The organism is Micromonospora sp. AMSO12t, assembly GCF_008806585.1.
GTDB lineage: Bacteria > Actinomycetota > Actinomycetes > Mycobacteriales > Micromonosporaceae > Micromonospora > Micromonospora reichwaldensis.
In genome coordinates this window covers 1-11,916 of record NZ_WAAS01000016.1, presented here as the reverse complement: position 1 = coordinate 11,916, position 11,916 = coordinate 1, and the positions used below count along the sequence as shown (strand labels likewise).

The 11,916-nt window shown below is 71.8% G+C and carries 8 protein-coding genes and 1 pseudogene; 4 read left to right on the top strand and 5 right to left on the bottom strand.

What is annotated here, in order from left to right:
• Positions 1–29: 29 nt before the first annotated feature.
• A complete protein-coding gene (locus F6X68_RS04220) occupies positions 30–683 on the bottom strand; it encodes a hypothetical protein (RefSeq protein ID WP_151453013.1) in 654 nt (217 codons plus the stop codon).
• Positions 684–1,091: 408 nt separating this feature from the next.
• Between F6X68_RS04220 and F6X68_RS04215 the strand changes: the two genes are divergently transcribed.
• Together F6X68_RS04215 and F6X68_RS04210 are read left to right on the top strand one after the other, a co-directional pair.
• Complete coding sequence (locus tag F6X68_RS04215; protein ID WP_151453012.1) at positions 1,092–4,277, top strand: penicillin acylase family protein; 3,186 nt, start codon at positions 1,092–1,094, stop codon at positions 4,275–4,277.
• A gap of 200 nt (positions 4,278–4,477) precedes the next feature.
• Positions 4,478–5,113 carry a DUF4304 domain-containing protein gene (locus tag F6X68_RS04210; protein ID WP_192581270.1) on the top strand — a complete coding sequence of 212 codons (636 nt, stop codon included), beginning with the start codon at positions 4,478–4,480 and terminating at the stop codon, positions 5,111–5,113.
• Positions 5,114–5,218: 105 nt separating this feature from the next.
• Here F6X68_RS04210 and F6X68_RS04205 read toward each other — a convergent pair whose 3' ends face one another.
• Positions 5,219–8,338 (bottom strand): hypothetical protein, encoded by a 3,120-nt coding sequence (locus F6X68_RS04205; RefSeq protein ID WP_151453010.1) that lies wholly within the window; start codon positions 8,336–8,338, stop codon positions 5,219–5,221.
• Between the two features lie 560 nt (positions 8,339–8,898).
• Here F6X68_RS04205 and F6X68_RS04200 point away from each other — a divergent pair.
• Positions 8,899–9,282, top strand: coding sequence for an MmcQ/YjbR family DNA-binding protein (locus F6X68_RS04200; RefSeq protein ID WP_225851963.1), 384 nt, complete (start codon positions 8,899–8,901; stop codon positions 9,280–9,282).
• 15 nt (positions 9,283–9,297) lie between these two features.
• On the opposite strand, the gene F6X68_RS04195 is transcribed toward F6X68_RS04200, so the two are convergent.
• A complete protein-coding gene (locus tag F6X68_RS04195) occupies positions 9,298–9,645 on the bottom strand; it encodes a transcriptional regulator (RefSeq protein WP_151453008.1) in 348 nt (115 codons plus the stop codon).
• The gene (locus F6X68_RS04190; protein WP_151453007.1) at positions 9,642–10,367 is read right to left on the bottom strand and encodes a hypothetical protein; all 726 of its coding nucleotides are present in this window, start codon (positions 10,365–10,367) and stop codon (positions 9,642–9,644) included. Before F6X68_RS04190 ends, F6X68_RS04195 begins: the two co-directional genes overlap by 4 nt.
• Between F6X68_RS04190 and F6X68_RS34795 the strand changes: the two are divergent.
• A pseudogene (locus F6X68_RS34795) lies at positions 10,360–10,710 on the top strand (hypothetical protein); the annotation flags it as partial. The gene F6X68_RS04190 and the pseudogene F6X68_RS34795 sit on opposite strands and share 8 nt — an antisense overlap.
• A 249-nt stretch (positions 10,711–10,959) precedes the next feature.
• Here the strand turns inward: F6X68_RS34795 and F6X68_RS04180 are convergent.
• Positions 10,960–11,916 (bottom strand): glycoside hydrolase family 5 protein (locus F6X68_RS04180; protein ID WP_151453006.1); only part of this gene is annotated, 957 nt, incomplete at its 5' end.

The following is an 11,916-nucleotide window of genomic DNA, read 5'->3' as shown; positions in this document are numbered from 1 at the left end:
GATGGTGCGGCCCATTCCGCACCACCTGTTCACGACCACCGCGCAGTTTCGACGTCGAGGCGTGGGTCGGTGCGTACCCAGACCTCGCCCCCGGCGGCCCCGGCCGGGGCGTCGACTCGTTCGAGACCGAGGAATTCGATCAACTGGAGCAGTTCGGCTCGTTCGGCTCGGTCGTCGTCGACACCGTGCGAGTCGAAGAAGACGTAGTACTTGTCGCTCGGGTCGACGATGCCCGAATCTGCCCAGATCTGGGCGACTTCTTCGATCGCCGCTGCTTCCGTCGTGATCGTGGCGGCGCGGGCGGCACCGCGGGTCTCCGGTGACGCGTCGAGGTCCGAGAGGTTGGAGAACCACTGGCCGAAGCGGTCGAGGCCGGCATATCCGTTCTCGAAGAACAGCATCGCGCTCGGAAGGTAGCGGTTGGGCCGGTCGACCTGGAGGTGTTCCGATCGAGGTTGGTCCGCGTCCCTGGTCCGGGAGATCACCCCCAGCCGGGGCATGAGTACCACACTCTGCCCCGCCGGCTCATCCCTGATGGTGTAGGTGTCAGACTCGCGACCCCGGAAGAACGCAGAGAACGCTACGTAGGCCTCCTGAGGGTCGCCCACCGAGACTTGTTGATCGTTGCCATCACCGACAGCGAAGACGAACTGCTTCGGTCCGGGTTTGTAGGGGCGGGCCATGCGTGTCCTCCGGTCGCGTGTGACAGCTCCACCACCGTAGTGGATCAGTGCGGAACTGCCTGCGGCCCTGGTCACAGGCGTGCGGTGCGCGCTGGCCCTGCGCGAGCGACCAGCCGCCCGCAAGCCCTGAACGGGGCCAGCCCTCAAGCGGACTGAGGAGGCGCGGTGGGGGTGGCGGCGGCGCCGGCCCCACTGTCACGTCCCGGGGAGCGGCGCCGGCGGGGCGAAACGTCGGCATTGGCGGTTGGTGAACGACTGCTATCCCGGGCGGCGGTCGGCCGCGATCATTGCCCGGAGATAGATATGAACCAATCTCACCTCCGGGTGGACGCCCGGGCGCGGAGGGCGAGACGTCGGCACGGCAGCCGGGCGTACCGAAGGCCCGACTCCGCGTCCCCGGAGGAATTCATGCCCCGTTCCCCACTCCGCGCCAGGCTCGCGGCGTTCACCGCCGCCGTCCTGACCGCGAGCGTCCTGACCGTCACCCCGCCGTCACCGGCACTGGCCGCCGCCACGTTCGCCGCCAACGACTACTGCCTCGGCCAGTGCGCCGATATCCTGCCGCCCGGGCAGAACGGCAACGCCACGCTGGCCGCCATCCTGGCCCACCAGGCGCTCGGCACCCGCCCCGCGCACTCCAGCGACCAGCTCGACGAGTACGCGAACCTGGTCTACAACTACGCCGGGCTGACCGACGAGCAGATCGCCCACTTCTTCAACGACGCCTCCTTCGGCGTCCCCGCCGCGCAGGTCGAGAGCACCGTCTCGCCGCGCGCCGACGTCACCATCGTGCGGGACAAGGCCACCGGCGTCCCGCGCGTCACCGGCACCACCCGCGCCGGCACCATGTTCGGCGCCGGCTACGCCGGGGCGCAGGACCGGCTCTGGGTGATGGACCTGTTGCGGCACGTCGGCCGCGGCAAGGTCACCTCGTTCGCCGGCGGCGCCCCCGGCAACCGGGAGCTGGAGCAGAGTGTCTGGGCCAACTCGCCCTACACCGAGGCGGACCTCCAGGCCCAGGTCAACGCGCTGCGCACCAAGGGCGCCCGGGGCCAGCAGCTCTACACCGACGTGGTCGACTACATCGCCGGCATCAACGCCTACATCGACAAGTCGATCGCCGACGACAACTACCCCGGCGAGTACGTGCTCGCCGGCGCCGGCAAACCGAAGCACTTCACCATGACCGACCTGATCGCCACCGCCGGCGTGATCGGCGGCCTCTTCGGCGGGGGCGGCGGCAGCGAGATCCAGTCCGCGCTGGTCCGGGTGGCCGCCCGGGCCAAGTACGGCGCCACGGAGGGCGACCGGGTGTGGGCGGCGTTCCGGTCGCAGAACGACCCGGAGACCGTGCTCACCCTGCACGACGGGCAGAGCTTCCCGTACGGCGCGACGCCGCCCGGCGCGACCAGCGCGGTGCTCCCCGACGCCGGCACGGTGGTCGCCGAGCCCCTCGCCTACGACCAGACCGGCGGGGCCGCCGCGCGCACCGGCGCCAGCACCGCCACCCAGGAGCTGATCGGCGGCCTGGCCAACCTGCGCGCGCACGGCATGTCCAACGCGGTCGTGGTCTCCGGACGGCACACCACCACCGGCAACCCGGTCGCCGTGTTCGGCCCGCAGACCGGCTACTTCGCCCCGCAACTGCTGATGCTCCAGGAGTTGCAGGGACCGGGCATCAGCGCGCGCGGCGCCGCGTTCGCCGGGCTGAACCTCTACGTGCTGCTCGGCCGCGGCCAGGACTACGCGTGGAGCGCCACCTCCGCCTCGCAGGACCTCACCGACACGTACGCGGTGCCGCTGTGCACCACCGACGGCAGCGCGCCGACGCTGCGCACCAACCGCTACCTCTACCACGGGCAGTGCCTGGCCATGGAGACGCTGGAGCAGCGCAACTCCTGGTCGCCGACGCTGGCCGACTCCACCCCGGCCGGGTCCTACACGCTGCGCGCGTTGCGCACGAAGTACGGGCTGGTCGCCTACCGGGGGCTGGTGAACGGGCAGCCGACCGCGTTCACCAAGCTGCGCTCCACCTACCGGCACGAGGCCGACTCGGCGATCGGCTTCCAGGCCTTCAACGACCCGTCGGCGATGGGCAGCGCGGCGGCGTTCCAGACGTCCGCCGCGAGCGTCGGGTACGCGTTCAACTGGTTCTACGTCAACTCCACCGAGGCGGCGTACTTCAACTCCGGCTCGAACCCGGTCCGCCCGGCCACCGCCGACCCGAACCTGCCGGCGAGGGCCGAGCCGGCGTACGAGTGGGTCGGCTGGAACCCGGACACCAACGACGCCACCTACGCCCCGCTCTCGGCCCACCCGCAGTCGGTCAACCAGGACTACTACGTGAGCTGGAACAACAAGCAGGCGCGGGACTTCGGGGCGGCGGACGGCAACTTCAGCTTCGGCTCCGTACACCGGGGTCAGTTGCTCGACGGTCCGGTGCGCGCGGCGATCGCCCAGCGCAAGCTCGGCCGCGCCGACGTCGTCAAGATCATGGCGGACGCGGCGGTGACCGACCTGCGCGGCCAGCAGGTCCTCGGCGACCTGCTGCGGGTGCTCGACAGCGCGCCGGTCACCGACCCGGCGCTGGCCGACGCGATCGGCAAGCTGCGGGCCTGGCAGCAGGCCGGCGCCCGGCGGGTGGAGAGCACGTCCGGCTCGAAGGTCTACCAGCACGCCGACGCCATCCGGATCTTCGACGCGTGGTGGCCGCTGCTCGCCTCGGCGCAGTTCCGCCCCGGCCTCGGGCCGGACCTCTACGCCGCGCTGGTCGACGCCATCGAGGTCAACGAGGCGCCGTCGGGCGGCCAGAACGGCGGGCGCGACGGCGCCGCGAGCTGGGCGTTGCAGGGTCAGGCGCACAAGGGCTCGTCGTTCCAGTACGGCTGGTGGGGCTACGTCGACAAGGACGTGCGCACCGTGCTCGGCGACCCGGTGGCCGGCGGCCCCGGGCGGGCGTACTGCGGCGGCGGCAACCTGGCCGCGTGCCGGACGACGCTGCTCGGCGCGCTCGGACAGGCGGCGGCCGTGCCGGCCACCACCGTCTACCCGGGCGACAAGTCCTGCTCCGCCGGCGACCAGTGGTGCGCCGACTCGATCGCCCACTCCGGGCTCGGCGGCATCACCCACCCGGTGATCGCCTGGCAGAACCGCCCCACCTACCAGCAGGTCGTCTCGTTCCCGGCACGCCGGGGCGACGACGTCACCAACCTGGCCCAGGGCCGCCCGGCCACCGCGTCGAGCACCCAGTTCCTGACCAGTCACACGCCGGACAAGGCGGTCGACGGCAGCCTGAGCAGCCGCTGGGCCAGCAGCTACAACGACAACCAGTGGCTCCGGGTCGACCTCGGGGCGGCCCGCACCGTCAGCCGGGCGGTGCTGCGCTGGGAGTCGGCGTACGGCACGTCGTACCGGATCGAGGTCTCCGGCGACGGCAGCTCCTGGACGCCGGTGTTCGCCACCACCACCGGCAACGGCGGCGTCGACAACGCCACCTTCGCCCCGGTCGCCGCCCGCTACGTGCGGGTGTACGGGGTCAAGCGGGCCACCTCGTACGGGTTCTCGCTGCACGAGTTCGAGGTCTACGGCCGGTGACGCCGACGGCCGGCCGGCGGGAGCCCTCCGCCGGCCGGCCACCGTCCGGGCAGGTCAACAGCCGCTCGTCGAACGGACGTGCGAGGATGCGGCCCTCGATCAGGTGCCGCAGTAGTCCCAGCAGTGACATCGTCGCGGGGAAGTCCGCGTCGGCTTGCCGAGCTGCCCGGGCTTCGGTGGACGGACCGTATCGTCGGGTCATGGCGGAACTCGATGTGGTGATGCGCGGCCTGCTGCATGACCTCGGCGTCACCTTGCACCCGCGGGGCTTTCACAGCTCAGGTGCGGTGTGGCGACTGATCAGGCCCGAGGGCGTCGCCGTCATTCACAAACAGCCGTCGGAGCGGTCACGGCCCGACGCAAGAATGTTCTACATCGATACTGCGGTAGCCCCCAAGGAGTGGTGGGACTGGCTGGCTTACCGAACCGGGCAGACCCAGCCGATGAACAAAGCGAGCGATATCTACCGCATCGGCCTCATGGAACGCCGCGTGCCGTGCCCGCACCCCGCCGACAGTGACCGCGAGCGCTGGCAGGTGACAGCCGACACCGATGTGGATCGGCTGCGCGCTGATCTCCTCACTGGCGTGACGCGGGCAGCGGATCGGCTGGTAGAACTCCTGCAGCCAGGCCGCTACCTGGCCGAGTTGAACGCATTGCCCAACAAGCAGATCGGCCATTGGCCACCACTGGTCATCCTGCTCTCCGGGCGAGGACCGTCACCGGAACTGGATGCTGCCTGCGCCGGATTACGCGCGGCCTTCGCCGAGCGGCCCCGGGCGGCCGAATACGTCGACGAACTCATCGGCTGGGCGCATGCCCGCGCGTCGCGCTGAGCGCTTGGCACAACTCCATGACAGACGGTCCACAGCGGCTCGCAGTGCCGTCGGCCGAGGTCCCGGCGCGGACCCCGGTCACCAGCGGCCCGCGCCGACGGGGCTTTACGACGTCAGAGCGGGGTCGGGGTGGGACAGTCGGGCGGATTGCCGGCGGCGGCCGAGTGACAGGAGCAGGCCGGCGGCGGCGAGGGCGGCTCCTGCGGCAGCGGTGTACGCGGGGAGTTGGGTGGGGATGCCCAGGTGGACGGTGATGCCGAGGATGCGGGACAGGCCCCAGGGCAGCAGCGCGAGCTGGTCGTTCCACACCGTCAGCGCGCGTTCCAGGCCCACCACCGAGACCAGGGCGGACAACACGCCGAGGGGCACGCCCGCGGCGGTGAGGGTCAGCCCGACGGCGCTTCGGCGGCGCAGGCCGTACCGGTCCCGCAGGACCACGGCGGCGGCCACGAACAGCCAGCAGAACGCCGCGAACGCGACGGTGACGTACGTCGCGCGCAGACCCGGCGCGGTCCAGAAGGCGAACCAGTACCCGCCCGGTCCGCGCCCGGCGAGCGCGGCCAGCAGCAGCACGCTGCGCAGCAGCGCGACGCCACCGATCACGGCCCACAGGTGAAACGGTTCCCGCCGGCCGACGACGAGGCGTACGACGAGGGCGAACAGCGCCCACCCACCGAGGGTGACCAGCAGGTGCGCTGGCGCGGCGAACCAGGTCAGCACGAGCCGGCTCGCCACCAGCACCACGGCCGGGACCAGCCACACCAACACCCGGTCCGCCCGCGCCCCGGGCGTCGGCAGCGCGGCGACCCGCCACGGCCGGAGCGCGCCGAGCAGCAGCCCGCGCGCGGCGGCCGCGCCGAACCCGCGCCCGCGCAGGCCGAGCAGCACCACGAGCAGGATCGACCCGAGCAACGCCCGGGCCGCCCAGGCCATCGCCGGGTCCCGGTCGGCGCGCCGTGCCCCGAGGTCGGCGGCGGTGAAGTTGTACGCGGGCAGGTCCAGGTCGGCGCCGTAGCGCTGCCGGTGCGCGTCGCGTGCGTCGTGGTACGCCGCCGCGGCCAGCCGCCAGTCGTGGCGGGCGGCGGGGGAGCCGGTGTCCAGCCACTGCGCGTGCCGCAGCACCATGGCCCGGTACGCGCCCAGCGTCTCGAACAGGTCGACCTGGTAGTCGAGCGTCGTGGTGAAGCGCCCGCGCAGTTCGGCGTCGCGCCAGGTCGCCGGGTCGGTCGCGGCGACCAGGTCGCGCATGCGCCGGGCCAGCGCGACGGCCTGCGTGCCCTCCTCGATCGCCTCGTCGACGCGGCCGCCGGTCACCGCGTAGATGCTGTCGAGCGCGGCGGAGTCGCCGGTCGGGATGTCCCACTCGAAGATCCACATCATGGGCGGCGGTTCCAGCCCGAGCGCCCGCACCGACCGGTCGGCGTACGGGCCGATGTAGAGGCCCTTGGTGACCGCCTGCCGGGACAGCGCCATGGCCTGCCCGATCGCGGCGACGGTGGCCGGGTCGCCGGAGAACGTGCGGTACGCCCAGTCCGCCGTGACCTGCGCCGGGTCGGCGTGCGGGTCCCAGGCCAGGCGGCCGACGGCGTACGTGTTGAGCTCGTAGAGCTGCCAGAAGCCGGCACGCAGGTGCAGCGACATGGGCCCGGCACGCAGCGGCCCGCCGTCCTGGGTCCAGTTCCAGACGCCCTCGACGTTCGGGTTGGCGGCGAGGAACGCGCGCAGCGCCTGGCGGTGCAGCGGGCCGAGGTCGTTGGGCAGCGAGCCGAACGCCTCGAACTCGCGCCGGGCCTGGAACTCCACGATGCGGCGGTGCCCGCCGCCGAGCAGGGTGGTGTTCAGCGGCAGGTGGCTGTAGAAGTCGCCCAGGGTGTACTTGGTGGACACGATCAGGTGCGGGTCGTCGAGCCCGCCGAGCACCCGCGCGTACGACTCCGGGTTGGTGTGCAGGTCGCCGACGGCGCCGACGCCCACCGTCCAGGTGCGGAAGATGATCTCCTTGCCGGCCGCGCCCGCGGTGTCCAGCAGCGCCCGCAGCATCGCGCGCACGGACGTCTCCGTGGTGACCGCGAGCCGTGACGAGTAGTCCCAGCCGGCCCCGGCGTACACCTCGCCGCCCTCGCCGACGCGGACCATCAGGCCGTCGACGAACGGCATGCTCTCGAACAGCTCGGCCAGACCGGCCTGGTAGACCGCCCACAGCCGAGGGTCGGCCACGTCGAGGCCGCCGACGGTCCGCGTCAGGTACGCCTCCAGCGGGGGCGACACCGCGAGCATGTCGGTCAGCAGGAAGACCCGTACGCCCATGTCCTCGGCGTACCGGAAGACGGGGCCGAACGCCGCGACCATCGCCCGCGCGCGGTCGACGTGCGGGTCGCCGGGCGGATAGACCGCGCGCCCGTCGCCGACCTTCGCGAACGTGACGTACTCCAGGAAGCCGGGCACGACGATTCCGTTGAATCCCTGCGCCACCGAGTGGTCGACGAACTGCCGGAACTGCGCGTCGATGCGGGCCACCGCGCCGGCGTCCACCCACGGCGCGTCAGGCAGCACCGCCGATGCGACCACGTCGGTGTTCAGGCCGTAGTCGTCGCCGGCGGCGAAGGCGGCCGGATCGGGCTCGCGCCCCACCGAGCCCGCGTCGGTCAGCCGCAGGCCGAGCCGGGGGACGACCACCCGACCCGCGTCCGCCGCGGGAAGCGCCTCGGCACCGGAGCGGATCCGGTCGGCCAGCCGGTACATCCCGGCTGCCACGCCCGCGACATCGCCGCCCTGGACGGCCAGCTCGGCGCCGTGCACGTCGAGCCGGTACGACTCGGGCGCCCCGCCGAGGGTGGCCAGCACGCGCGCCCGCAGCGTGGTCACCGCCGACAGGTCCGGGGCCGCGCCGGTCCCCGGCGCGGCCGGCGCGGACCTGGCCGGGCGCGGCGCGGCCGGGGCGAGCACCGGCCGGGGCAGGCCGCGGGAGACGACCGCGTCGGCCACGGCGGCCGCGGCCTTCCTGACGCGCGGCTCGTCGGGCACGACGAGGGACGCCAACGGCGGGACCGGTGCGGGCGTCCGCGCCGGGGCGGCGACGGCGTCCTCGCGCGGCACGGCGGCGGGGGAGTGGCTCAGCCCCAGCGTGTCGCCGACCCCCCAGGCCGTGGCCGCGCCGAGCGCCAGCAGGACCGCCGCGGCGACGAGCAGCGAGTACGGCCTGCGGGCCCGAGCAACGTGAGCCATGCTCGGATGGTAGTGGCCCACCGGCCCCGTCCTCGACGTACGGAAAGCGCTCCCTCAGTGGCCAGCGATCGCTGCGGCCCGGTGCCGCGCTGACCTCGCGTGGCAGTTCCGTATCGGCAGCCTCGATCGCCGGTGTGTCGACCAACCCGGCGTGCGCCGGAAGGCACTGGACGAAGCGCCGCCAACCGTTCACACGCCGACGCCGGTGGCGAGCTGAAGCGGTGCTTTGATCCACGCATCAGTAGCCGAACCGTCCCACTTCACCAGGCGAAGTACGTCAGGCAGGTGACGTCCTTCGCCTGGTGCCGTCAGCCGATCGCCCGGCTGCTCGGACCGGGTCTGGCCGTGATGGTCGTCCTGCTTAGCGCACGTCGCAGCGCCCACAACACCGTGACCGGGTAGGGGCACACCCCAGCGGGCTTCACCGCTCAGGCACCGTACCCCCGCTCCGCCAAGAAGATCGCACCGCCGCGACAACATCCGCTCCTGCCGCGGACGCGCGGTGCAGGGCGCCGTGGCCGCCCGGGATGTGCTTACCTTCTGACATGCCGCATCCCATCATGTTCGACGAGGCAGATCCGCTCCTGGACCGGCTGCGGACGCTCGCCCTGGCCTTTCCCGACGCGGCCGAGAAGATCTCCCACGGGCGTCCCGCCTTCTACACCACCAAGGTCTTCGCCTACTACGGGGGATCGGTGAAGGTCGACGGCGTTCATCAACAGCACGAACAGTCGGTGATCGTGCTGGTTGACCCCGACGAGCGCGCGGCGCTGCTGGCGGAAGACCGTTGCTTCGTGCCGGCCTACCTGGGTGTCTCTGGGTGGGTCGGGGTGGACCTGACCGATGAGACCGGCTGGGATGAGGTCGGCGAGCTACTCGACGCCAGCTACCGACGTACGGCCGGGGCACGCAGGATCGCGCTGCTCGACTCCCGGCGGCCCTGAGCACCCCGCAGCTGCTCATTTGCCCTCTGTGGTGGTTTCGACGCGGGCGATCAGCACCTTCAGGCGGCCGATCTCCTCGGCGAGGGCGGTCTTGCCTTCGGGGGTGAGGGTGATCCAGGTGCGGCCACGCTTGCCCTCGTAGCCCTTCTCGATGTCGATCAGACCGGCCGTCTCCAACACGGTGAGGTGCTTGGAAAGGTTGCCGGCGGTCAGGTCGAGCTGGGTGCGCAGGTAGCCGAACTCGACGCGCCGTGCCTCGTGCGCGATGGCGAGGATGCCCAGCCGCACCCGCTGGTGCACGACCTCGTTGAGGCCGGTGACCGGGTGGTCGGACGGGTCCGGGGTGTCGGCCTCGGCAGTCACCGCTGCCTCCGGCGGGCCTGTGCAAAGCCGATCCCGCCCGCCAGGAGCACGGTGCCGGTGATGAGCTGGGGTGACGTCATCGACAGCCGGAGCTGGGTGTCCGCCCCCGACATGAACGACGGGATCACCCAATCGGGCAGTCCCATGCCCTCGGTCGTCGGCAGCACCAGCAGCACCAGCGCCAGGTAGCCCAGGGTGAACAGCAGCAGCGCGACGTTGCGTTCCAGGCGGGCCAGCACCAGCAGCGCAAGCCCGATCAGACCCCACGGTGCGATCAGCCGGTCCAGCACGATCCACCAGAACGGCATCGGGCCGCCCCCGAAAGGCGGGTGGCTCGGGAAATAGGCGGCCGCCGCCGTGTACGCGGCCGTGAGGACGACGGCCGTCGCGGCACCGGTGATCGCGTACGGCAGCACGCGGGCACCCAGCCCTCGCGCCCGGGCGGCCCGCACGTAGCTGACGGCGATCGCCGTGTAGGCGAGCAGCAGCGCGGCCGGCCAGTAGTAGAGCATGCCCCGGCGCGCGAACGAGCAGCCATCGCCGTCGCACTGCACCTTCATGAAGAGCCAGTCGAACACGACGGCCACGAAGGTCACCGCGGCCAGCACCAGCAGCGCGACCCAGGTCAGGCGCTGGTCGCGGCGCACGCGGCCGGCCAGGTCGCGCACGTCGGAGAGGAGGCGGTGAGGGTCATCGCCGGCGGACAACGAGTCAGTGGTCATAGCAATAGGTTTCCACAGCAAACCCGTTTGCACCAGTCCCTTGCTTGGCGACGGACAAAACTCGGCGCGATCACCCACCGCGATCGGTCACCGTCGCAGAGCCGTGTCTCTCAATTCGGGCGTACGGGGCATCGTGGTGGACGTGGCGGTGAGAGCCTGGGCGCCACGACAGACCTCGGCGCCCGCTCGTGCCGACCGGCACGAAGCTGCTCGGGCTGGTCAGGCACGCGGCCTTGGTGACCGTCGGATCGGCCTGTGGCATCGAGCCTGGGCGCGCGCGGACGCGACGATCGAGGCGCTTCCGGTCGACGCGCCCGGCTCGGTGCGGTGGTGGCGCCACACGCCGGTGACGCTGCACCACATCCTCATGCACGTGTTCGCCGAGCCGAACCGGCGAACCGGAACACTCAGCCCACGCAGATACCGCAGACCGGTCGTCCGCTGGCCCGACCGTCGCAGCCCCGCGAAGACCCTTGCCGCGAAGTCCTTCGACCGCGCCCGCACCACGGCGAGTTCCCGCTCATCCAAGCGCCGCAGCCAGACATCGCCACGATGTCCGTACAGGCGGTACGCCCGAAGGCCTGACCAGGCGCTACTGGAAGGTGTCGGGGGTGCGGATGCGGTCGCGGATCCAGGCACCGGCCGGCTTGAGGCGGCTGGTGCCGCCGAACTGGCCACTGCCACAGGTGCCGGTGGTGAAGACCGCGCCGGAACGGAAGTCGTCGGAGAAGTTCCAGTTGGTCCAGCTGATCTTCTTGCTGGCCATCAGGTCGAGGTAGCGCTGGGCCATGGCGAAGTCGTTCGGGCCGTCACCGGAGTAGTCCTGGGTGCCGAACTCGGTGACGAACAGCGGCAGCCGGTCGGCGGCCCGGGCGAAGGTGTCGTAGTACGCGTTGCCGTGCGAGGCGGCGTAGAAGTGGAAGACGTACATCAGGTTGCCGCCGGCGACCGGGTTCGCCGCGATCGTGTCCACCCCGCCGCCGCTGCCGGAGACGCCGAGAGAGGACCAGTCGGGGGTGCCGACCAGCACCACGGCCTCCGGGTCTCGGCTGCGGATGACCGGAATGACCTGGTCGGCGTAGCTCTTGATAGCGCTCCACGACACGCCGTTGGGCTCGTTGGCGATCTCGTAGAGCACGTTGACCTTGTCCTTGTGCCGGTCGGCGATCTCGGCGAAGAAGGTGCGCGCCCGGGTCAGGTTGTGGTTCGGGTCGCCGGGGCTGAGCATGTGCCAGTCGACGACGGCGTACATGCCCCGGGCGGTGGCCAGCTCGATGTACTGGTGCACCAGGTCGGTGAAGCGGCGCGGGTCGGTCTCGTACCCGCCCTCCTGGATGTACATCGAGATGCGCAGCACGTCGGCGTTCCACTCCCTGGCGAGCACGTCCAGGGAGGTCGGGGTGGCGCAGTTCGCGTACCACTGGAGGCCGTGCGTGCTCATGCCGCGCAACTGGATCGCCCGGCCGTCGCGGTTGCAGAGTTGGCGACCGCAGACCCGGAGCTGGCCGTTGGCCGCGACCGGCGAGACGCCGGTAGGCGGCGGGGTCGT